Genomic DNA, 22,391 nt, shown 5'->3' on the forward strand with positions numbered 1-22,391 from the left:
CCCTGGCCCTTTAAGCCTCTCGCGGCATCCATGCCGCTCGCCCCCTGCGCAATGCCTGCGTTCGGCCTCCTGAAGGGGGAGTTAGCGCGCCTGAACGAACCGGCATTCCACAGGCTGCTCGGTGTGTTCTAGTAGGGCGTACTCGCGAAGCAGTACGCCATTGGTGGGAGTATTAGGCGTGAGCCGTGGTGCCGAACTCGGCATGGCCCGGCGGACTGTTCGCTGGCGCTCCTGAGTCCGCCCTACGGCTGCCAAGCATCGGCGTACTCGCGAAGCAGTACGCCGTGGGGGCAGGGGGTAACCTTGGGTTCAGGCGCGTGCAGAGCCCGCCCAGGAGGGCGAACGGAATCGTCGTGGAAGAGGTTGAGCGGCATGGATGCCGCGAAAGCCACGATGGGCCAGGGATGGCCCACCGTGGCGGGCCTCTGGAGCGGCGATGGAGTGAGCGAACCCTGGCGCAGCCAGGGCCGGATGATCGGGCGGAAGGTTTTGGTTACTTTGCCCGCAAAGTGACTCGCCCGGGAGGGCGAAACCAAAAACATCCGCAAAAACGCGGCAATCCGGAACAGACACCTAAACAGCCAACAAACCAGCTCTCCAAGCCGGCACTCCCATCACCCACAAACAAAAACGGCCCGCCCCCAGTAGGGCGAGCCGTTGCGTTACGCGCGGATCGATCAGAACTCGTGATCAGCGGTATCCGGGTTCAGGTCGGAGATACCCAGCTTGCCAGCGGCCTGCTCGATGGCGCCGGTCTGCTTGACCAGCGCAGCGATGGCGCCACGTACCAGGGCCTGGCCCTCGGCGTTGTCGGCGGCGATCAGTTGGTCGAAGTGCACGTTGTCCTTCTCGGCGCTGTCGACCAGCTTCTGCAGCTCGGCCTGGGTGGCGTCGAGGTCGGCCTTGAGGGTGGTGTCGGTCTGCGCATCGACCTTGGCCACCAGCTCCGACAGGCTCGGGCCGGTCAGGGTGCTGCCGTCGACCTTCTTGTACTCACCCAGGTAGACATTGCGGATGCCCAGGCCATTGTAGAAGTGCGAGTTGTGGGTGTTGTCGCTGAAGCAGTCATGCTCGTCTTCGGTGGAGTTGGCTTCCAGCGCGACTTTCATGCGCTCGCCAGCCAGCTCGCCGAGGGACAGGCTGCCCATGCCGAAGAGCATCTTGCGCAGGCCATTCTCGCCGGAGTCGGCCACCAGTTCGCTGCGGTAGTTGCCTTCGACGCCGGGCTTCCACTGCTCGACCATGTCGTTCAGATCCTTGACCAGCAGGTCGGTGGCGGCCTTGAGGTAGGCACGGCGACGCTCGTTGTGGCCGCCGGTGGCGCCTTCACCCACTACATAATCGGTATACGGACGCTCGCCAGCGCCGGGCTTGGTGCCGTTGAGATCCTGGCCCCAGAGGAGGAATTCGATGGCGTGGTAGCCGGTGGCGACGTTGGCTTCGGAGCCGCCCAGCTCGTTCAGGCTGGCCAGCAGGTCGCCGGTGATGTTGCTGACGTCGATCTTGTCTTCGCCAACCTGTATCTCGGTGTTGGCGATGATGTTGGCCTGCGCGCCCGGGTTACCCAGTGCATGCTGGTAATCGGGGGCGACGTAGTCGATCAGGCCTTCATCCAGCGGCCAGGCGTTGAGCTGGCCTTCCCAGTCGTCCACCACCGGGTTGCCGAAGCGGAACACTTCGCTCTGCATGTAGGGCACGCGCGCGGCCAGCCAGGCCTGGCGGGCGGCTTTCAGGGTTTCTTCGCTGGGGTTGGCGAGCAGGGCGTCGACGGCGCTTTGCAGCGCTTTGCCGGTGCTGGCGGCATCGCTGAACACGGCCAGGGCCAGATCCGCGTAATGATTCACCACGGCCTTGGCGGCGGCTTCGTCCACCTTGCTGGCGGTGGCTGCCGGAGCGGCGCTCTCGCTGGCGGCCGGTGCGGCGGCTTGGCTGGCCGGTGCTTTGTCGTCACCGCAACCGGCGAGAGAAATGGCGATGGCCAGGAGGCTGGCCGAGGCCAGGGGCATACGAATCATGGCGGAGTCCTTTGCGTGTGCGGGTTGTGATAGATACGCGAGCGCATCTGCGAAACCCCGACATAATGCAAATGTTTCGCATTATGTGTAAAGGCCATTATGCGAAGCTGTGCGGGATATCGCTGCCGATAACGCTGGGCTGCCGCTAGAATGCGAGCTTCGTTGCGCAGTTCTACATGGAGATAACTGCATGAGCCTGACCGCTGTGATTCTGCTCGTCGTCGCCGTACTGCTGGGAGCCTATGCGGTCTCCCTCTACAACGGCCTGGTGCGCCTCAAGCATGGCGTGAGCAAGGCCTGGTCGAACATCGACGTGTTGCTCAAGCAGCGCCACGACGAGTTGCCCAAGCTGGTGGAGACCTGCAAGCAGTACATGCAGTACGAGGGCGCCACCCTGGAGCGGGTGATCGCCGCCCGCAGCGCCGTGGCCAGTGCTCGCGAGCAACAGGACGTGGGCGCCCTGGGCAAGGCCGAAAGCGGTCTGCGTGCCGGCCTCGGGCAGCTCTTCGCCCTGGCCGAGAACTATCCGCAGCTCAAGGCCAACGACAGCTTCCAGCATCTGCAGCAGCGCATCAGCGGGCTGGAGAATGGCATCGCCGACCGTCGTGAGCTGTACAACGAGGCGGTGAACCTCAACAACGTGCGCATCGAGCAGTTTCCGGACGTGATCCTGGCGCGGATGTTCAATTTCCAGGCTGCCGAGCTGCTGGTATTCAGTGAGGCGGAGAAGGCCGACGTCGACCTCAAGTCGCTGTTCAATTGACCATGATGCAGGGTGATCCCTTGGGCTTTTTCGTCACCCTGGCCTTTACCCTCGGCGCCTGTCTGAGCGGCGCCTGGTGGTGTCTGCGGCGTTGGTCACAGGCGCGCCATCTGCTGGATACCCCCACCTCGAAGATTCGTTCGGCGGCGCAGGGCTATGTCGAGTTGTATGGTGTGTTGCACGAGTTGCCAGGGATCGAGGTGCGCGGCCCGCTGACCGGCAAGCCCTGCCTGTGGTGGCGCTATCGCATCGAGGAGTACCAGTCCAGCGACAACAAGAGCACCTGGCGGGTGGTCGAGCGCGGCAGCAGCGAGGCCTGGTTGCGTCTGGATGACGGCACCGGCGAGTGCCTGATCGACCCGCGCGGCGCCGAGGTGCGCCCGGTGGTGCGCGATAGCTGGGAGGGCAACCTGCGCCATCCGCTGGGACCGGTAAAGACCGGGTTGTGGCGCTTTCTGAGCAGTGGCAGGCGCTACCGCTACGTCGAGGAACGCCTGCATGCCGGCCAGCCGCTGTATGCCATCGGCGATTTCCGCACTCAGGGCGCGGCGCAGCAGGGCTTCGATCCGACGGCGGCGCAGGGCGCGGTAATACGCGAATGGAAGGGCGACTTCGCCGGCCTGCTGCGCCGCTTCGACAGCGACGGCAACGGTCAACTGGATGAGCGTGAGTGGGATCGGGTGCGCCTGGCTGCGCGACTGGAGGCCGAGGATCGCCAGCGCCTGCGCGTGCAGGAGCCGGCCCGCAACCAGATGGCCAGGCCGAGGGAGGCGCAGCCCTTCATTCTGGCCAACGCCGGGGAGGACGAACTGGCGCGCGGTTTCTATTGGCAGGCGGCGGCTGGCGCCGTGCTGTGTCTGGTCGGTGCACTGGCCACGGCCTGGGTGCTGGGTGTGCAGAACTGGTGAGGCAGCTACCACGACGCCGCGACTGAGCGCGGCGTGCTGGTCACAGGGTGGCGGCTGAGTTCAGGCGCTGAGATTGCTTGAGGAACAGCGTCAGCTCACGCGCCGGTAGCGGTTTGCTGTACAGGTAGCCCTGCCCCTCATGGCAGCCTTGGGCGATGATGTAGGCCTCCTGCTCGGCGGTTTCCACGCCCTCGGCGATCACCTGCATGCCCAGGCTCTTGCCGAGCTGGATGATGGCGCGAACGATGGTGGCGTCGTCCTCGTCTTCGAGCAGATCCTGCACGAAGCTCTTGTCGATCTTGATCTTGTCCAGCGGCAGGCTCTTGAGATAGCTCAGCGAGGAATAGCCGGTACCGAAGTCGTCGATGGCGATCATCGCCCCGGAGCGGCGCAGGCTGAGCAGGTGCTGGGCGGCGGTGCTGATGTCTTCCATCAGGCCGGTTTCGGTGACTTCCAGCTCCAGGCTCTTGGGCGGCAGGCGGTAGACCTGCATCAGGTTGTTGACCACCCGTGGCAGCTCGGAGTGGTGCAACTGCACGGTGGACAGGTTGATGGCCATGCGCAGGTCGCTGAACCCCTGGTCGTGCCATTCGCGCAGTTGCCGGCAGGTCTGGTCGAGCACCCATTCGCCGATGGGGATGATGGTGCCGTTCTGCTCGGCCAGCGGAATGAACAGATCCGGCGCGACGAAACCGTGCTGCGGATGCTGCCAGCGCAGCAGCGCCTCGACGCCGACCACGCGATGGTCGCGGTAATCCACCTGCGGCTGATAGACCAGGTGCAACTGGTTCTGCGCCAGGGCGTCGCGCAAGTCCTTCTCCAGCTCGCGACGGCGGCGCATCTCGCTGTCGACGCTGGCGATGTAGAACTGATAGCGGTTGCGCGAGCGGCTCTTGGCCAGGGTCATGGTCTGCTCGGCTTTCTGCAGCAGCTTCTCGGTGCTGTCGCCATCTTCCGGGAACAGGGTGATACCGATGGTGGCGCGCAGGCGCACCTCATGCTGCTCGAGCATGAAGGGCAGTTCCAGGTCGTCCAGCACGCTTTGCGCCAACTCGGCGGCCTCGTAGGGTTGTTCGATATCGGCTTGCACCAGGGCGAACTGGTCGCCACCCAGGCGGGCCAGGGCGTCGAGGCGGCCACTGTGGCTGCGCAAACGGTCGGAGAGGGCCAGGAGCAACTGGTCGCCACTCTGGTAGCTGAACTGCTCGTTGATGCCCTTGAAGTCGTCGAGGCCGACGCAGAGCACGGCGACACGGCGTTGCAGGCGCCCGGCATCCTCGAGAATCTGGTCGAGCTGCTGTTGCAGTTGCTGGCGGTTGGGCAGGCCGGTGAGAAAGTCGTACTGGGCCATGCGCAGCAGGCTGTTTTCCGCTTCACGGCGCAGTTGCGTGTTGCGCTCGATGGAGGCGAGCAACTGGTTGGCGGTGTTGATCCACAGGCCCAGCTCGTTCCTCTCGTTGCCCGGGAGCATGGGCAACTTGTGCTCGCTGGGGCGGTCGGGGTTGATGTTGGTCAGGTGCTCGATGATCTTCGCCAAGGGTCTGGTCAACAGCCAGTGGTAGACCAGGTAGAGCACCAGGCCCATGGCCATGGCCCGCAGCACGCCGGAGATGAAGATGATCACCGAGTTGGTGATGAAGTTCTCTCCATAGAAGGCGGTGTCGAGGATGATGGTGAGGTCGCCGTAGTATTCGCTGTAGGGGCCGCGACCGACCAGCTTGATGGAGAACTGCTGCTCCTGGCCGAGGATCGGGTCGGTGAGCATGCGTGTGGGAATTTGCGCCAGATCTCGTGAACGCTCGGCCAGCATGGGTTCGTTGGGGTGACCGATGGAGGCGTAGCGCACCGATTCGTGCTGGAACAGGCCTTCGATCACCTGCATGCCCATTTCCCGATCCAGGCTGTAGACCGCCTGAGTCGAGGGGTCGCGGAACATGCCGAGGATGCGGTGCGCGTCGTTGGCCACTGCCTGGCGCGTCTTGTAGGCGTCGAAGACGATCTGCGCGCAACTCAATACGACGCCGACCACGAATGCTGAAAGCAGCACTACGCGGAGCAACTTGAGTGACAAGCTGTTCTTCAATTCCAGCTTCAAAGTCAATTCCTTGTGTCAGTGCAGCAGCGTCATCGGGCAAGTATTGGCAATCTCGCCCTGGCAGTCAAAGGGCCACCATGGGTGTATGCATTTTTCGTGCGTGAGTCCGCACAGCGGGGCGGCGCCGTCTCGATGAGGTTGTCGGTGAAGAAGGCTAGGACTTTAGTGCCATGTGCTGATATAGCGTCGATACTGGATCGTCGGCGAGACGACTGCAAGCATTTGCTCGCAGTGCTCCAAGCCTTCTGCTCTCGTGGCCGGAAGGGCTGAAAAAAAGAACCCGGCGTAGGGCCGGGTTCTCGTCTTACCTTGCCTGGGTTCAGGCAGCGTAGTTCTGGGCAACGAAGTCCCAGTTGACCAGGTTCCAGAAGGCCTCGACGTACTTCGGACGCAGGTTGCGGTAGTCGATGTAGTAGGCGTGCTCCCAGACGTCGCAGGTCAGCAGCGGGGTATCGCCGGAAGTCAGCGGGCAGCCGGCGCCGATGGTGCTGGCCAGGGCCAGGGAGCCGTCGGCCTTCTTCACCAGCCAGCCCCAGCCGGAACCGAAGGTGCCGATGGAGACCTTGCTGAACTCTTCCTTGAACTTGTCGAAGGAACCGAAGGCGGCGTTGATGGCGTCAGCCAGGGCGCCGGTGGGCTGGCCACCGCCGTTGGGCGACAGGCAGTTCCAGTAGAAGGTGTGGTTCCACACCTGGGCGGCGTTGTTGAAGATGCCGCCCGAGGAGGTCTTGACGATCTCTTCCAGGCTCTTGCCTTCGAACTCGGTGCCCGGCACCAGGTTGTTCAGGTTCACCACGTAGGTGTTGTGGTGCTTGTCGTGGTGGAATTCCAGGGTCTCGGCGGAAATGTGCGGCTCGAGGGCATTCTTTTCGTAAGGCAGCGGCGGCAATTCAAAAGCCATGGTCTATCTCCTACTCAGGTCGTGTGCGGTATGCGCATGAGGCCGATCACGGGCGGCCCTGAAGGCAGGCTGATCCCAGCCTGCGAGCGGCGTGGAGTTTGTACTCCTTGCGCCACAGACCCGGGATCATAGCACCCAGCCTCGACCATAACCACGCAACATCTGTGTGGGAAAGCCTTGGCCAGGGCCTCTGCGTCGATAGCTTCGACCGCCTCGTGGGGTCAAAGTGCACCCGCTTTCTTCCAGGCCAGGTAGCTGCTGACCAACTCCGGCCCCAGCTCGCCCGGGCGGGCATCGAGCACCGGCACGTCATGCGCGGCCAGGCGCTCGTGCAGGCCGGCGCGCGCGTTGAGGTAGTCCAGAGTGCCGCAGTAGGCCAGGGCTTGCTCGTAGCCGGTCACGGGCTCCTGGCGCAGTTGGTCGAGCACCTCTTCGCGCAGGCTGGCGACCAGCACGCGGTGCTGGCGCGACAGGCGCCTGACCGCGGCGAGCAGATCCTGGTCATCCTCGTCGCGCAGGTTGCTCACCAGCACCACCAGGGCGCGGCGGCGCTGACGGGACAGGAGCAGGTCGGCGGCGGCGCTGAAGTCGGCCGGCTGCTGGCTGGTCTGCAGGTCGTAGACGGCGCCCAGCAGGCTGTTGAGCTGGGCTTGGCCCTTGACCGGCGCCAGGTAGCGCTGGTGATTGCCGGCGAAGGTCGCCAGGCCCACCGCATCGCCCTGGCGCAGGGCCACGTAGCTGAGCAGCAGGCAGGCATTGAGAGCGTGATCGAAGTGCGACAGCTCGTCGTCCTGGCTACGCATGCGCCGACCACAGTCGAGCAGGAAGACGATTTGCTGGTCACGCTCGTCCTGGTATTCGCGGGCGATGGGCGTGCGTTTGCGCGCGGTGGCCTTCCAGTCGATCTGGCGCAGGGTGTCGCCGTCGCGAAACTCGCGTAGCTGATGGAATTCCAGGCCCAGACCACGGCGCGGGCGTTGACGCACGCCAAGCTGGCTGAGCCAGTCGTCCACGGCTTTCAACTGGGCGCCGTAGAGGCGGGCGAAGTCGGGGAACACACGGCTCTCGCCAGGCAGGTCGAGCAGGCGTCGGCCCTGCCACAGGCGTAACGGGCTGGGCAGCAGCAGTTCGCAGCGGGCGAAGGCGAAGTGCCCGCGTTGCTGGGGTTTGAGACGGTAGCTCGATTGCGTCTGCTGGCCCGGCAGCAGGTCGATGCGCAGTGGCATGCCCTCGAAGGCCATGCCGGCCGGGACATGGTCGAACAGCTCGATCTGCGCCGCGTTCGAGAAGTCGTGATGCACCTGCAACTGCACCTCGCTCCAGCGCCCCAGCGGCAGGTTGCCCGGCAAGCTGCGCTGCACCCGTGGCGTGGGCAGGCGGCGCAGCCACAGGGCATCGCTGGCCGCGACCAGCAACAGGGCGACCAGCATGCCCCAGCTCAAGGGTTGCAGGCTGGCCGGCAGCTCGATGCCGAACAGCGGCAGGGCGCCGAGCAGTACGGCGATTGCCAGCAGCGCAGCGAGCAGGGCGAGGAGCAAGCGCGATGGCTTCATAGGCGCGGTGCCGGTACCTGGTCGAGCAGTTGTTGCAGCACCTGATCCACTGACAGGCCTTCGATGTCCAGTTCGGGCGCCAGGCGCACGCGGTGGCGCAGCACGGCCAGGGCACAGCCCTTGATGTCATCGGGCAGCACGAAGTCGCCGCCGCGCAACAGGGCACGGGCGCGAGCGCCACGCACCAGGGCGATCGAGGCGCGTGGCCCGGCGCCCATGGCCAGGCCCGGCCAGGTGCGGCTGGCGCGGGCCAGACGCACGGCGTAGTCGAGCACCTGGTCATCGATGGGCAGGTCGCTGGCGATCTTCTGCAGGGCCAGCACGTCCTTGGCTTGCAGCAGGGGGCGCAGCGGGGTGACCTCGAGCATGTCGGCCTTGGCCGAGCGGGTCACCTGGCGCACCATGCTCAGCTCTTCGTCCTGCTCCGGGTAATCCATGCGCAGCTTGAGCATGAAGCGGTCGAGCTCGGCTTCCGGCAGCGGGTAGGTGCCTTCCTGTTCGATGGGGTTCTGCGTGGCCAGCACCATGAACGGCAGCGGCACGGCCAGGGCACGACCTTCCAGGGTCACCTGGCGCTCCTGCATCACTTCCAGCAGGGCAGCCTGGGTCTTGGCCGGGGCACGGTTGATCTCGTCGGCCAGTAGCAGGTTGGTGAAGATCGGCCCCTTGCGCAGCTTGAACTGCTCGCTTTGCAGGTCGTATACGGCGTGGCCGGTGATGTCGCTGGGCATCAGATCCGGGGTGAACTGGATGCGCGCGAAATCGCCGCCGAAGCAACGTGCCAGGGCGCGCACCAGCAGGGTCTTGCCCAGGCCGGGAACGCCTTCGACCAGCACGTGGCCGCCGGCGATCAGCGCCGTGAGCACGTCGTCGATCACCGCGTTCTGGCCGATCACGGCCTTGCGCAATTCGTTGCGCAGGGCCTGGGCCAGGGCGCTGGCGCGCTGGCGCTGCTGGGCCTGTGGGTTGGCCGGTGCGGCTGTCGTGGTGTCGGGTGCCGGCAGGTTTTCGGTATCAGGCGTCTGTTCGCTCGTCATAGGGCATTCCTGAGGGTTTGCAGGTGGGCGACCTGGCGGGTGAAGTCACTGGCCGATAGGCGCTGCTTGGGCAGCGGGCGCATGGCTTGACTGATGGCCTTGCTGGGCAGGCGGGTCAGACGGCCAAGTACCTGCCACTGTTCGGCGACGCCGAGTTTCTCGAAGCCGGGATAGCAGCGTCTGGCGCGGCGTTTGATGTCCTGCTGGAGGTTGTGCAGCAGGCTGTGCTGGCCGCTGCGGCGCAGGAGGAAGTCGGCGCTGGCGCGCAGGTGTTCCGCCAGTTGCCGGCGCGCGCGGCTGGCCGGCGCCAGCAGCGGGCCATGGCGCATACCGGCGTGCCACAGCGCGGCGGCGATCAGCAGCGCCAGTGCCACCAGCGCCAGTGGGAAATGGCGCAGCAGCAGGGTGAACAGGTCGTCGTGGTCGGCACGGTAGAGCAGGGTCACGGCGCTGTCCTGGCTGAGGTACCAGAGCAGCCAGGCATTGTCGTATTGGCCGATGGCCTGGTTCTGCCAGATCCACGGATCGCTCATCACGGTGATCAGGCCATCGCCGTGATAGAGCTGCAGCAGGTGAGTGGCGCCGGCGCTGTTGGCCCAGGCGTGGGCACGGTTCTGCGCGTCGTAGAGGTGGAAGGCGGTGTCGAAGGTGATGTAGGCCGGGGCGTCTTCGTTCTGCAGATACAGTTTGGTCAGATCGGGGTAGGCCTCTTCGTTCTGCGCGACGGCCGGTTCACCTTCGGCTTCGTCGTCGTCGAGGTCATCGCTCATGTACTGCTCGATGTCCAGCAGGTCGAGGAGTAGATCGCCGCTCTTGCCTTCGTCTGCGTCCCACAGGCGCTCGGCGATCAGCAGCAGGTGGCCGCCATTGGCCGTCCATTGCAGCACGCGCTCGGCCTGGCGTGGCGTCATCTCGCTGCGATCGGCCAGCAGCATCAGGGTCTGCCCCTGGCTTGGCAGCGTGCTCAGCACGTCGAGGGTATCGGCACGTTGCACGGCGATGCCTTGCTGGCGCAGGAAGTGTTCGGCGGCCAGGTAAGGGTTGGCGGCCACTTCGGGGGCGGGGCCGTGTTCGAGGGTTTCCTGATAGGGTTGCAGGCGCCCCAGCAGATAGATGGCCAGCAGACCCAGGGCCAGCAGCACGGCCATGGCCGTGAGAAATCCGGCGCGGCGGCTCATGCGCGAACCTGCTGACCGAACAGCTCACGCCAGCTCTGGCAGAGGTGCTGGGCCTGTTCGGCTGGCGGTTGGCGATGGCCGTAGGCGAGCGCCTGCCAATGGCCGGTGAGCTGTTCGCTGTAGTGTTGCAGGGCTTGCTGCTGCAGGGTGGCGACCAGATGCAGGACTTCGCCCTCGGTATGCGAAGCCTTCAGCGGCAGATGATGATCGTGCAGCAGGCGGCTGAGCAGCGCGCGGTAGAGCAGGCTCAAGGCCGCGCGCGGATCCTGGTTCCACAGCCGTTGCGCTTCGCTGGCCACGTCTTCGGGCAGGCTTTGCGGGGCCACTTCCAGGCCGAACAGTTGCGTGGGCGCCGCCACCGTGCGGCGTTGCGGCAGGCCGACGCGCTCGCCGAAGGTCTGCAGCCAGTCGCGGTAGCGCCAGAGGATGAACACCAGCAGGGCGAACAGGCTGCCCCAGAGCAATACCTCGAAGACCTGGGCCAGGGTGTTCAGGCTTTTCCAGAACTGGCCGAGCTTTTCCAGCAGCTCGAGGAAGCCCGTGGGCTCGGCCGGCTCTTCCTGCTCTTCTGCCGGCTCGTCGCCCAGGCGCCAGCGGGTGACGGTTTCGCGATTCTGGAAGGGTGGTGCGTCGAGCAGACGGGTGATGCCATCGTGCGCGGCCTGGCTGCTCAGGTGTTGCTCCAGCAGGCGTGGCGCCTGCGGGCCCAGTGGGTCGTTCTGCGCCGCGGCGGCTGCCTCGTCGGCCCAGGCCGTGCTGGCCGGCTGGCCGAGCAACAGCGCACAGCCGAGCAGCAGGGCATAGGCCGTGCCGATCAGGCGCTGGCGCAGGCGGCGGAACACCAGTTCGATGTCCCAGGCTTCCAGCTCGGTGCGGCGGTTGAGGTAGAGGGTGAAGCCACAGGCGACGTAGACCGGCTCCCAGACGATCAGCAGCAGGGCGTAGCCCAGGTTCGACAGGTGCTCGAGCCACAGCCACTGGCCGCCGTCTGCGGCGATCAGGCTCTGCCAGTTCCAGTCCATCTCCATCTGCTGTGGCAGCATCAGGTAGAACAGGGTGCTCAGGCCCAGCAGCAGGGCGCTTTCCAGGTGCACGCCGACCACCGTGAGCCAGGTCGCCGCGCCGCTGCCACGCTGCGACAGCACGATCAGGCGTTGGCTGCGCGCCTGGCCCGAGAGCCCTTCGAGCTGCAGCACCGGCAGGTCGAAGCTGCGCGTGAGGCTCAGTCGGCGCCAGGTCAGGCTGGCCAGCAGTTGCGGTTTCAGCAGTCTGGGCCAGGCCTTGAGTGCCTGCTTGAGCGTCGGCGTGTTGCCGAACAATGCCTGCGAGAGGATGTACAGCGGCAGGCGTTCGTAGGCTGGCTTCAACCACCAGAACAGCAGGATGGCCGCTCCCGGATACTCCCAGAGCAAGGCGCAGAGCAGGGCGAAGATGGGCAGGGTGACCATTGCCCAACTGGCCATCAACAGGCCGGCGTGACGCTGGGCCATGAGCACGCCCAGATCCAGTGCTTCCCAGGCTGTGCGTGGGCGGATGGCCAGGCTGGCTTCAGTCAGGCGCATGCTGCCTCCGCCCGGCCAGGGTCAGGTAGCTCAGCACGAGGATCCAGAGCAGGGCACCGACGGCATATTTGACCTGGGGTGTGGCCACTGTGGTGGACGACCAGAAGGCCTCGATGAAGGCGGCCAGCAACAGGAACAGAATGACTCCGGCCACCAGTTGGATGGCCTGGCCGGCGGCCTGGCGCAGCGCTTCGCCACGGCGTAGGCGGCCGGGGGCGAGCAGCGCCCAGCCCAGCTTGAGCCCGGCGGCGCCAGCCAGGGCGATGGCGGTCAGCTCGAAGGCGCCATGGCCGATGACGAAGGACCAGAAGGTTTCGCCGTAGCCGATGCGGCTCAGATGGCCGGCCACGGCACCGATCATCAGGCCATTGAAGAGCAGGAAGAACAGGCTGCCCAGACCCAGTAGCAGGCCGCCGGCGAAGGTCTGAAAGGCGATGCCGATGTTGTTCATGATGTAGAAGCCGAACATCATCCAGTCGTCGCCGGACGCGCGCTCGGCGAAGCGGCCGATGCGTCGGGCGTCCGGGTCGTACATGCGCTCCATCTCGCTGACCTGATCCGGCGCCACCAGGCTGTAGATCAGCTCGGGAAACAGGTAGGTGAGCAGCCCCATCAACGCCAGGGTGCCGAAGAACAGCAGGCTGGCGGCGCACACCAGGCGCCACTCGCGCCGCACCAGGCGTGGAAAGCCGCCGAGCAAAAAGCGAATCGACTGTGCGCCGAGGGTGCTGCGGTGACGGTAGAACTGCTGGTGGCCGCGCATGGCCAGTTGCTGCAACTGGTCGATCAGGTGGCTGCTGTAGCCGCGCGCCTGAGCCAGTGCCAGATGCTGGCAGAGCTGCCGGTAATCGGCGGCGAAGCGCGTACAGGCTTCGGCCTGGGCCTTGCCCTGTTCGAGCGCTGTGAGCTGCTGGGCGAAGCTGTCCCACTCGCTTTGGTGACGCGTCTCGAACAGGCTCTGTTTCATGGCGCAGCTCCCAGCAGCCCACGGGCGATGCCATTGAGGCGCGCTTCCGCCTGTTCGGCTGGAACCTGCAACGGCTCGGCCAGCAGGGCGGCCAGTTCGGCGCGCCGCGCGCTGGACAGCTGCCCGCCGCGCTCGGCGAAACCGAGCAGGGCGCGTTGTTCGCTCAGCGTCAGCGGGAAGGGGGCCGGCAGTGGCTCGGCATCCGGCAGATCGGGGCGGCTCGGGGCGACCTCGCGATAGACCACCAGGGTGCCGGCGGCGATATCGCCGAGGCGCTTGAAGGCCGGATGATTGAGGCAACTGAGGATGCCGAAGGTGTAACCGAACGGCAGCAGGTCGACGAAACGCAGCAGGTTGCGGGTCAGCGAGGCGGCCCAGCCGATGGGCGTGCCGTCGTCGTGCACCACACGCAGGCCGAGCAACTGCTTGCCGGGGGAGCGGCCCTGGTTGAGCACCTCGAACAGCACCATGTACCACCAGGTCACGAGAAACAGCAGGATGGTGGCCAGGCCCAAGCCGAACTGTCCGAGCAGGCCCAGCACCACGTAGGCCACGCCGAGAATCAGGCCACGTATGGCCAGATCGATGGTGAAGGCCAGGGCACGTGGCACCAGGCTGGCGGGGCGCAGATGCAGGTCGATGCCTTCCGGGGTTTCCACCTGATAGTGGGTATCCAGGGCCGGGGTATCGGCAGCGGTGCTTGTGGTCAGGGACATCGGCGGTCTGTCTGGGCGAAAGCCCGATGCTAGCGAGCAGCGGGACACGAACGCAACCGGGCCGAAGGATGGGCCCGGCATGGGACTCAGGCAGCAGGCGCCGGCAGAACACCGAAGATGCGGCTGTACAGCTCACCTATCAACACGATGAACATCGGCATGGTCCAGATCAGGCCGATACCGAATGGCAGCGCGCTGATCAAGAGCAAGACGCCCATGCTCAGCATCAGGAAGAACACCTTGAACCAGTGACGATTGATCGCTTTGCAGGACACCACCATCGCTTGCCAGGCCGAGAGCTTGCGCTCGACCACCAGTGGGATGGTCAGCAGCAGTGCGATTTGCAGGTAGATACCGGGCACAATCAGCAGCATGTAGCCGATGTTGGTGGCAATCACGATCAGCAGACCGGCGACGAACAGTGGCAAGGTACGCCCGAAGTGGCTGAATATTTCCGCGAAGCGCAGAGGCTGGCCTGCTGCCTGACGAATGCCGATCATGTTGAGGCCGGCCAGGAAGGGGTACATCAGCGCCACGACCGCGACCGAGCTGATCATGATGAAACCGAACAGGCCGAAGGCCCCGGCCACGGCCATTCCGCCTTCAGAGCCGCTCAGGGCGCCGAGGCCGATAAAGCCGATGCCGAAGATCATGGCGACGATGTACAGGATGATCTGGGCCATGAACAGCGCGCCCATCATGACCAGAAAACCGCCCCAGATCAGGCCTTTGGTGCCACTGGTCTTGCGCCAGGCGGTGGCGAGCAGCTCGCCGATGGAGAAGTCGTAACCACGCGCCAGTGCCAGGTGCGGATCGGCGCTGACCTGGTCGCTGCTGATGGGGTTGAGATCGCTGCTGGGGGCAGAGTACGGATTGAGTACGCTGGTCTCACTCACGGTTGCGTCCTTGTAGGGAGTGGCGGGAAACGGCATCGTAGTGGCTTGCGCCGCGTCACTCAATGGCAGTCTGCAAGCATTGGCAGCAATGAGTGCTCGTTCACGTTTCTCGACCGCAACGGCAGAGCCCGCTGCCGTCATCGCTTGTAAGGAATAGGTTTTGAGCCGCAGCATCTTCTGGTACGACTACGAGACCACCGGCATCAACCCACGCTGTGACCGACCGATTCAGGTGGCCGGTATCCGCACCGACGAGGCGCTCAACGAGATCGACGAGCCGCTGAATCTCTATTGCCGTCTGAGTGACGACATCCTGCCGCACCCGGCTGCCTGCCTGGTCACCGGTATCGACCCGCAGCGCCTGGCGCAGCAGGGGCTCGACGAAGGCGAGTTCATCACCCGCGTGCACGCGCAGTTGGCGCAGCCCGGCACCTGCAGCGCCGGTTACAACACCCTGCGTTTCGATGACGAGGTCACGCGCTACAGCCTGTACCGCAACTTCTTCGACCCCTATGCCCGTGAATGGCAGGGCGGTAACAGCCGTTGGGATCTGATCGATCTGGTACGCACCGCCTATGCCTTGCGCCCTGAAGGCATCGAGTGGCCGCAGGAGGACGGGCGCGTCAGTCTCAAGCTGGAGCGTCTGACCCAGGCCAACGGTATCGACCACGGGCAGGCGCACGATGCGCTTTCCGATGTGCGCGCCACCATCGGCCTGGCGCGCCTGCTGCGTGAGCGCCAGCCACGGCTGTACGACTTTCTCTACCAGTTGCGCAGCAAGCAGCGCGTGCTCGACCAGATTCGCCTGCTGCAGCCGCTGTTGCACGTTTCCGGCCGTTTCTCGGCGGCGCGCCATTATCTGGCGCCGGTGCTGCCGCTGGCCTGGCACCCGCGCAACCGCAATGCGCTGATCGTGGTCGACCTGCAGGCCGACCCGGCCCCGCTGCTGGAGCTGGACGCCGAAACCCTGCACAGCCGCCTATACACCCGGCACGATGAACTGCCCGAGGGGCAGGCACCGGTGCCGTTGAAATTGCTGCACATCAATCGCTGCCCGGTGCTGGCACCCGTTTCGGTGCTGCGCGACGAGGATCGCCAGCGTCTGGCGCTGGACTGGTCGCAGTGCGAGCGGCATGCCGCAGCGCTGCGCGACAACCCCGCGGCCTGGCAGGACAAGCTGGCTTCGATCTATCGCGAGGAAGCCTTCGCCGCCAGTCTCGATCCTGAACAGCAGCTATACGATGGTTTCATCGGTGACCGTGACCGCCGGTTGTGCGAGCAGGTACGGCGGGCGCAACCGGAAGATCTGACCAATCAGTCACTTTCTTTCGACGATACTCGTTTGCCGGAATTGCTCTTTCGTTATCGTGCACGCAACTTCGCACAGACACTTTCGGCGGAGGAGCAGCGGCGCTGGTTCGATTTCTGCCGACAACGCCTGAGCCAGCCTGAATTCGGCGCGCCCAATACCCTCGAGCAATTCAAGCTAGCGCTGGAGAAGTTACGCGGTGAATGTTCCGCCGAGCAGGGGCAACTTCTTGCGCAATGGCTCAGCTATGCCCAGGCACTGGAAAGTCGCTATGGGCTCGGCAATTCCTGAGTTGGGGCAATGCCCAATAGTGGTGCGGTCGCTAGGCTCTGTACGAAAAGTCGTCGAGCGAAGGTCAGGCAAGGCGAAATCACTCGAAGAAGCGCAGTTTACGTGTTGTAAATGAGCATTCTGACCGGGCTGGCGTACCAGAGTGATTTCAACGCAGCATCACCGAGCGCAGGCACTTTCCGTACAAAGCCTAGCGTGAACATGAGTGCGTTCAGCTATCACCCCTAGGGCATCTCTGAAGACGTAGGGCTGGCAATCAGCCCAATAGCGATGGCGGCCTGACAAAGACCGGTGAAAAAGCACTGGGCTCGTCGTTGTAAATGAGCCTGTTGAGCGCAACGCAAGTTTGTAGAGGTGCCCCTGTAGGCGAGACGCCGTCGCCAAATTCATGACAGACGGCTGCCGCAGGAGTGCGATATGACCGGGGCCAATCAGCGCGCATAAAAAACGCCAGCAAGGCTGGCGTTTTGGCTTCACTGCGCTTGGATCAGCCCAGCAGGGTGGCCCAGCTTTCTACGGTGTCGGCGCCCCACTTGGCTTTCCACTCTTTCAGGGTCTTGTGGTTGCCGCCTTTGGTCTCGATGACTTCACCCGTGTTCGGGTTCTTGTACTGCTTGACCTTGCGCGCACGCTTGGTAGCAGGCTTGGCGCTACGCGGGGCCTTGACCGACTTGGCCTCCGGATCGAGCAGGGCGATGATGTCGCGCAGCGACTTCTGATACTCACCCATCAGGCTGCGCAGCTTGCCTTCGAACTCGAGTTCTTTTTTCAGCTTGTCGTCTTGCGACAGATTCTTCAGGCGCTCTTGCAGTTCTTTGATGTTCTCTTCGAGCGAACGGTATTCGGTGATCAGCGACATGGAATTTACCTTACGATTTGGATTTACGGCGACGAGTAAGCCAATAATAGTCAGGCGCTCAAAACAAGTAAACACTGAAATAAAAACTTCTGCTTGCGCTCTGCAACCGATTGTATCAGCCGGACAATAGTGAACCGAGATTGTTCGCTTAGTTCATGAATCGCTTTTCAACCTGAAATACCGATGCGCTGTTGGCCTGTTTTTCGTATCTTCGTACCAGGTGCATGAGGTAAACAGTACCTGGCCGTCGGGCAAGTTGAGGTTGTCGATAGCGCATATGAATTCAGGGCGCAGTGCGTCAGGGCCGCTGCCTGGAGTGCATGACGGTGTGCGCGTCTTCGCTCGACGGTTTTTTCTGCAAACCCTAGAATGGCGCCCTTTTGCGCTGTTACCTGGGGTCAAAACTTCATGCGTACGTTCAGACTGGTCATTTCCTGCCCAGACCGTGTCGGCATCGTTGCCAAAGTCAGTAATTTCCTGGCCACCTATAACGGCTGGATCACCGAAGCCAGCCATCACTCCGATACCCAGAGTGGCTGGTTCTTCATGCGTCACGAAATCCGTGCCGATTCATTGCCATTCGATCTGGAGGGCTTCAAGCAGGCCTTCGCGCCCATCGCCCGTGAATTTTCCATGGAGTGGCGCATCACCGATTCGGCGAAGAAGAAACGTGTGGTGTTGATGGCCAGCCGGGAGTCGCACTGCCTGGCCGATCTGCTGCACCGTTGGCACAGCAACGAACTCGATTGCGAGATTCCCTGCGTGATCGCCAACCATGACGACCTGCGGCGCATGGTGGAGTGGCATGGCATCCCTTACTTCCATGTGCCGGTCGACCCCAAGGACAAGGTACCGGCCTTCGCCGAGGTGGAGCGGTTGGTCAAGGAGCACCAGGCCGATGTCATCGTCCTGGCGCGCTACATGCAGATCCTGCCGCCGGCGCTGTGCGCCGAGTATGCGCAGCGGGTGATCAACATTCACCACAGCTTCCTGCCGTCTTTCGTCGGCGCCAAGCCCTATCACCAGGCCTCGCTGCGCGGCGTGAAGCTGATTGGCGCGACCTCGCACTACGTCACCGAAGAGCTGGACGCCGGCCCGATCATCGAGCAGGACGTGGTACGCGTGACCCACCGCGACGATATCGAGGAGATGGTGCGCCTCGGCAAGGACGTGGAGAAGATGGTATTGGCTCGTGGGCTACGCTATCACTTGGAAGACCGGGTTCTGGTGCACGACAACAAGACGGTGGTATTCGACTGATCCGTCGTCGGGGCCGAACCCATTCACTGTGGAGGACGCTGCCCATGCTCAAATCCATCAAGGTGCGCGACTACATGACCCGCCGCCTGGTGACCTTCAGATCCGACACCGATCTGTTCACCGCCATCAATCGCCTGCTGGAGCACCGTATTTCCGGGGCTCCGGTGGTCGACACCCAGGGCCATCTGATTGGCATGCTGTCGGAGGGCGATTGCCTGCGCGGCATTCTCTCCGGTGCCTATTACGAGGGCACTGGTGGTTGCGTCAGTGCCTACATGACCAGCGATGTCGAGGCGATAGGCCCGGACGTCGATGTCATCGAGCTGTCCGAACGTTTTCTCAACGGTCGACATGGCCGTCTGCCGGTGGTCGAGGACGGCCGACTGGTGGGCCAGGTCAGTCGGCATGATGTGTTGCGCGCGGTGAAGGAATTCGCCCAGCACGATCCCGGTCATGTCGAGGCGAACTGAGCGGAGACCCTGTTCATGAGCGATCCACTGGACAAGGCGACATCCAGCGCACCCCCGACCCTGGGCGAGGGCTGTGTGCGGCGCTACGATCCCGAGGCCTTGAGCGAAGAGGATGGCACCGACTTCGCAGGGGCCGCCGAACTGTGGCAGCAATTGCAGGAAGACGCGGACGAGGCGGATCCCACCTGAGGGACGCTTGTCCTGGCTGCCTGGCGTATTCGCAGCGACGCTGGCGGATGGCGCAGATCCCAGGTGCACGAAACAGCGACAGACTCCAACCCAGAGGACGGCAAGATGCCTGCAAGTTCCCAGTTCATCATTGGTGCCGGTAGCCAGGGGCAGCCGGTGGGCCAGCCGCTGCGCCTGGCCAACCGTCACGGGCTGATCGCCGGGGCCACCGGTACCGGCAAGACCGTGACCCTGCAACGCTTGATCGAAACCTTCAGCGATGCTGGCGTGGCGGTATTCGCCGCCGACGTCAAGGGTGACCTCTGCGGCCTGGGAGCCATGGGCGCACCTCAGGGCAAGGTGGCCGAGCGCATCGCCAGCATGCCCTGGCTGGAGCATCGGCCGCAGGCTTATCCGCTGACGCTGTGGGATGTGCATGGCCTCAGCGGTCACCCGTTGCGAACCACCCTCAGCGAGATGGGGCCGTTGTTGCTCGGCGCCCTGCTGGAGTTGACCGACAGCCAGCAGGCGGCGCTCTACGCGGCGTTCAAGGTGGCCGACCGCGAAGGGCTGTTGCTGCTCGATCTCAAGGATCTCAAGGCGCTGCTCGGCTATCTCAAGGACAACCCGCAGGCGCTTGGCGATGACGCCGCGCTGTTCACCAATACCTCGGCGCAGGCGCTGTTGCGGCGTCTGGCTGGGCTGGAGCAGCAGGGTGCCGAAGCGTTGTTCGGCGAGCCGGCGTTGCAGCTCGAAGACCTGTTGCACCCGGATCGCGATGGCCGCGGACGGATCCATCTGCTCGATGCCAGCCGCCTGGTGCATGAGGCGCCCAAGGTCTATGCCACCTTCCTGCTCTGGCTGCTGGCCGAGTTGTTCGAGCAACTACCGGAGCGCGGCGATGCCGACAAGCCGGTGCTGGCGCTGTTCTTCGACGAGGCGCACCTGCTCTTCCAGGGGACGCCCAAGGCCCTGCAGGAGCGCCTGGAACAGGTGGTGCGGCTGATTCGTTCCAAGGGCGTGGGGGTTTACTTCGTTACCCAGTCGCCCAGTGATCTGCCCGATGAGGTGCTGGCGCAACTGGGCTTGCGCATCCAGCATGGCTTGCGCGCCTTCACCACCAAGGAGCAGAAGGCGTTGCGGGCAGTGGCCGAAGGTTTCCGTCCCAACCCTGCCTTCGACAGCCTGACGGTGCTCACCGAGCTAGGGATCGGCGAGGCGCTGGTCGCCACCCTGGAGGACAAGGGCACCCCGGCCATGGTGCAGCGCGTGGCCGTGGCGCCGCCGCAGTCGCGCATCGGCCCCTTGAGTGTAGGCGAGCGCGCAGCGCTGGTGCGCCAGTCGCCTTTGGCCGGGCGTTATGACAGACCCATCGACCGCGAATCGGCCTACGAGCGGTTGCTGGCTCGGGCAACCCAGGCCGCCGATGCCGACAAGGCTGCCAAGGCAACGGCAGAGGCGCCGGGGCTGGGACAAATGGCCGGCGAGTTTCTCGGTGGCATTGCCGGGCAAGCCCTCAAGTCCGCCGTGCGCCAGGCCGCCAATCAACTTGGCCGACAACTGGTGCGCGGTCTGATGGGCTCGCTGTTGGGTAGCAAGAAACGCTGACCGTCGAAGAACCCAGGGCGCGGCCAATGAGCGGGCGCGCGGGCACGACTTGCCGTGGCCGCGCGTTGGTTCATGCGGCAGTACAAGGTCGCTCGTTCTTCTTTGCGATGTCTTCGAGAGAATGACGACAGTGGACGAACTCAGCCGAGTTCTTCTGCCGCTTCCTGTTTCTCTTTGCGTTCTTTTTCGATCTTCTCGATTTCTTTATCGAAGGCCTGGTCGAGCAGGCTGGGGCGTTTGCGCCAGGGTTTGCGGTCGGGATCCGGTTGAGCGGCGTAGGTGATGACTTCCCCGCCGTATACGTCCTTGTAACGCTGCGCCTGGCGCTCGAGCTCGGCGCGCAGTTCGTCTTTCGTCACTTGGCTTTCCTATTTTTTCTTCAATGATTTCAGGTGGCACGTGAAGCGAGTTGCTTCACTGTTGCGGCCATCCTCTGATTCGGCAGTTCTGAACCGGCCATGCTGGCCCGTCAGTACCTTGGAGCATGAATTTCCCGTTTAGTTACAGTGGAGATGTAACTTGCTGTATGCAGCGCCCGAAACAGTGCGCGCCATTATCGCCAAAAGTTCTCGACTGTCCAGCGTCGTCATGCCATCAACGCCGGATATTGCAATTCACCACGCAATTGGCAAGTTGCGCCGGGCTGCAATAATTCCAGTCCTGGTCGGCCTGGCAAATGGTGCGCATTGACCGGATGGCTGACGGGCTCGAAGCAGATGAAGTGTCGCGCGGGCGGGCACAACAGCAGGTAGACCGAGCGGTTCTGTGTTCGGCCGTGCAATTGATAACGGAATGATGTGCGTCTCGTCGGAACAATCGGTAAAGGCATTGTCCGGCGGCTCGGTCGGTAATGGTCGCGCAACGCAGAAATCCCATTACGCAACAATGGCTGCCTGTTCGCGGAACAGTTTGTCTACATCGCGCAGCCACATACGCTGCGCTGTCGCCTGCAACCGGGCGAGGCTGTATTGCAGCGACAGCGCTGGGCAGGGTCAAGGTCGCAATTGGTAGTGTCATCGTACAACTGCTGGGCTATGATTGGTGCTGACCGTAAGCCGAGAATCGCCATCGATATGGACAATATCCCTGCCCAACCCCGCACCCCTCGCAAGCAACGCAGCCTGGCCCAGGAACTGGTGGCCGAGCTGTCGCAGCGTATTCGCGATGGTGTGATCAAACGCGGTGAGAAGCTGCCGACCGAGTCGGCGATCATGGCGGAGCAGGGCGTCAGCCGTACCGTGGTGCGTGAGGCTCTGTCACGCCTGCAGGCCGCCGGCCTGGTGGAGACCCGCCACGGCATCGGCACCTTCGTGCTCGATACGCCCAGCGCCAGCGGTTTTCGCATCGACCCGGCGACCATCGTCACCCTGCGTGACGTGCTGGCCATCCTCGAGCTGCGCATCAGCCTGGAGGTGGAGTCTGCCGGCATGGCGGCGCAGCGCCGCAGTGACACCCAGCTCCAGGCCATTCGCGAGGCGCTGGATGCGATCAACGAGAGCACGGCCAACTCCAGCGATGCCGTGTCTTCTGACTTCCAGTTCCACCTGCGTATCGCCGAAGCCACCGGCAACCGCTATTTCACCGACATTCTCAGCCACCTGGGCACCAGCATCATCCCGCGTACCCGGGTCAATTCCGCGCGTCTGGCGCATGACGATCAGACGCACTACATGGCGCGCCTGGAACGCGAGCACGAGCAGATCTTCGAGGCCATCGCCCGCCAGGATGCCGAGGCGGCGCGGGCGGCCATGCGCCTGCACCTGACCAACAGCCGTGAACGTCTGCGCCAGGCCCACGAGGCCGCCGAAGCCGAGGCGCTGCACGGCTGACAAGGC

The 22,391-nt window shown here is 64.0% G+C and carries 20 protein-coding genes; 8 read left to right on the top strand and 12 right to left on the bottom strand.

Annotated elements, in window-relative coordinates; genetic code table 11:
- Positions 1-677: 677 nt before the first annotated feature.
- On the bottom strand, positions 678-2,015 hold the full coding sequence (locus ACSVIK_RS00295) for an imelysin family protein (RefSeq protein ID WP_442442374.1): 1,338 nt from the start codon (positions 2,013-2,015) through the stop codon (positions 678-680).
- Between the two features lie 190 nt (positions 2,016-2,205).
- Here ACSVIK_RS00295 and ACSVIK_RS00300 point away from each other — a divergent pair, with 190 nt between their 5' ends.
- Together ACSVIK_RS00300 and ACSVIK_RS00305 are read left to right on the top strand one after the other, a co-directional pair.
- The gene (locus ACSVIK_RS00300; protein WP_268182054.1) at positions 2,206-2,778 is read left to right on the top strand and encodes a LemA family protein; all 573 of its coding nucleotides are present in this window, start codon (positions 2,206-2,208) and stop codon (positions 2,776-2,778) included.
- Positions 2,779-2,780: 2 nt separating this feature from the next.
- On the top strand, positions 2,781-3,686 hold the full coding sequence (locus ACSVIK_RS00305; RefSeq protein ID WP_442442375.1) for a GIDE domain-containing protein: 906 nt from the start codon (positions 2,781-2,783) through the stop codon (positions 3,684-3,686).
- A 40-nt stretch (positions 3,687-3,726) separates the two neighbouring features.
- Here ACSVIK_RS00305 and ACSVIK_RS00310 read toward each other — a convergent pair whose 3' ends face one another.
- From ACSVIK_RS00310 to ACSVIK_RS00350, 9 genes are all read right to left on the bottom strand, one after another.
- On the bottom strand, positions 3,727-5,781 hold the full coding sequence (locus ACSVIK_RS00310) for a putative bifunctional diguanylate cyclase/phosphodiesterase (protein ID WP_442442376.1): 2,055 nt from the start codon (positions 5,779-5,781) through the stop codon (positions 3,727-3,729).
- Positions 5,782-6,100: 319 nt separating this feature from the next.
- Complete coding sequence (locus tag ACSVIK_RS00315) at positions 6,101-6,682, bottom strand: superoxide dismutase (protein WP_003462535.1); 582 nt, start codon at positions 6,680-6,682, stop codon at positions 6,101-6,103.
- Between the two features lie 221 nt (positions 6,683-6,903).
- On the bottom strand, positions 6,904-8,235 hold the full coding sequence (locus ACSVIK_RS00320; protein ID WP_442442377.1) for a DUF58 domain-containing protein: 1,332 nt from the start codon (positions 8,233-8,235) through the stop codon (positions 6,904-6,906).
- Entirely contained in the window at positions 8,232-9,272 is a 1,041-nt protein-coding gene (locus ACSVIK_RS00325) for an AAA family ATPase (protein WP_442442378.1), read from the bottom strand. The genes ACSVIK_RS00320 and ACSVIK_RS00325 overlap by 4 nt, the downstream gene beginning before the upstream one ends.
- Positions 9,269-10,450, bottom strand: a complete 1,182-nt coding sequence (locus ACSVIK_RS00330; RefSeq protein WP_442442379.1) for a DUF4350 domain-containing protein — start codon at positions 10,448-10,450, stop codon at positions 9,269-9,271. Before ACSVIK_RS00330 ends, ACSVIK_RS00325 begins: the two co-directional genes overlap by 4 nt.
- A complete protein-coding gene (locus ACSVIK_RS00335; RefSeq protein ID WP_442442380.1) occupies positions 10,447-12,012 on the bottom strand; it encodes a DUF4129 domain-containing protein in 1,566 nt (521 codons plus the stop codon). The genes ACSVIK_RS00330 and ACSVIK_RS00335 overlap by 4 nt, the downstream gene beginning before the upstream one ends.
- A complete protein-coding gene (locus tag ACSVIK_RS00340) occupies positions 11,999-12,979 on the bottom strand; it encodes a stage II sporulation protein M (protein WP_442442381.1) in 981 nt (326 codons plus the stop codon). Before ACSVIK_RS00340 ends, ACSVIK_RS00335 begins: the two co-directional genes overlap by 14 nt.
- Complete coding sequence (locus tag ACSVIK_RS00345; protein WP_442442382.1) at positions 12,976-13,695, bottom strand: RDD family protein; 720 nt, start codon at positions 13,693-13,695, stop codon at positions 12,976-12,978. The genes ACSVIK_RS00340 and ACSVIK_RS00345 overlap by 4 nt, the downstream gene beginning before the upstream one ends.
- 86 nt (positions 13,696-13,781) lie before the next feature.
- Complete coding sequence (locus tag ACSVIK_RS00350) at positions 13,782-14,591, bottom strand: hypothetical protein (RefSeq protein ID WP_442442383.1); 810 nt, start codon at positions 14,589-14,591, stop codon at positions 13,782-13,784.
- A gap of 160 nt (positions 14,592-14,751) precedes the next feature.
- Here ACSVIK_RS00350 and sbcB point away from each other — a divergent pair, with 160 nt between their 5' ends.
- The gene (gene sbcB, locus ACSVIK_RS00355; protein ID WP_442442384.1) at positions 14,752-16,191 is read left to right on the top strand and encodes an exodeoxyribonuclease I; all 1,440 of its coding nucleotides are present in this window, start codon (positions 14,752-14,754) and stop codon (positions 16,189-16,191) included.
- A gap of 487 nt (positions 16,192-16,678) precedes the next feature.
- Here sbcB and mvaT read toward each other — a convergent pair whose 3' ends face one another.
- Positions 16,679-17,050 carry a histone-like nucleoid-structuring protein MvaT gene (mvaT, locus tag ACSVIK_RS00360; protein WP_268182076.1) on the bottom strand — a complete coding sequence of 124 codons (372 nt, stop codon included), beginning with the start codon at positions 17,048-17,050 and terminating at the stop codon, positions 16,679-16,681.
- 408 nt (positions 17,051-17,458) lie between these two features.
- Here mvaT and purU point away from each other — a divergent pair, with 408 nt between their 5' ends.
- The 4 genes from purU to ACSVIK_RS00380 all read left to right on the top strand — a co-directional run bounded on the left by purU (position 17,459) and on the right by ACSVIK_RS00380 (position 20,556).
- Complete coding sequence (gene purU / locus ACSVIK_RS00365; protein WP_442442385.1) at positions 17,459-18,310, top strand: formyltetrahydrofolate deformylase; 852 nt, start codon at positions 17,459-17,461, stop codon at positions 18,308-18,310.
- A gap of 44 nt (positions 18,311-18,354) precedes the next feature.
- Positions 18,355-18,780 carry a CBS domain-containing protein gene (locus ACSVIK_RS00370; RefSeq protein ID WP_442442386.1) on the top strand — a complete coding sequence of 142 codons (426 nt, stop codon included), beginning with the start codon at positions 18,355-18,357 and terminating at the stop codon, positions 18,778-18,780.
- 15 nt (positions 18,781-18,795) lie between these two features.
- Positions 18,796-18,969, top strand: a complete 174-nt coding sequence (locus tag ACSVIK_RS00375) for a hypothetical protein (RefSeq protein ID WP_442442387.1) — start codon at positions 18,796-18,798, stop codon at positions 18,967-18,969.
- A gap of 105 nt (positions 18,970-19,074) precedes the next feature.
- Positions 19,075-20,556, top strand: a complete 1,482-nt coding sequence (locus tag ACSVIK_RS00380; protein ID WP_442442388.1) for a helicase HerA-like domain-containing protein — start codon at positions 19,075-19,077, stop codon at positions 20,554-20,556.
- A gap of 140 nt (positions 20,557-20,696) precedes the next feature.
- Here the strand turns inward: ACSVIK_RS00380 and ACSVIK_RS00385 are convergent, their stop codons facing one another.
- Entirely contained in the window at positions 20,697-20,915 is a 219-nt protein-coding gene (locus ACSVIK_RS00385; protein ID WP_442442389.1) for a hypothetical protein, read from the bottom strand.
- Between the two features lie 714 nt (positions 20,916-21,629).
- Here ACSVIK_RS00385 and ACSVIK_RS00390 point away from each other — a divergent pair.
- Positions 21,630-22,385, top strand: coding sequence for a FadR/GntR family transcriptional regulator (locus ACSVIK_RS00390; protein WP_268182085.1), 756 nt, complete (start codon positions 21,630-21,632; stop codon positions 22,383-22,385).
- Positions 22,386-22,391: the final 6 nt, after the last annotated feature.

Source organism: Pseudomonas sp. NCHU5216 (genome assembly GCF_052156495.1).
In the GTDB taxonomy this organism is placed as follows: domain Bacteria; phylum Pseudomonadota; class Gammaproteobacteria; order Pseudomonadales; family Pseudomonadaceae; genus Aquipseudomonas.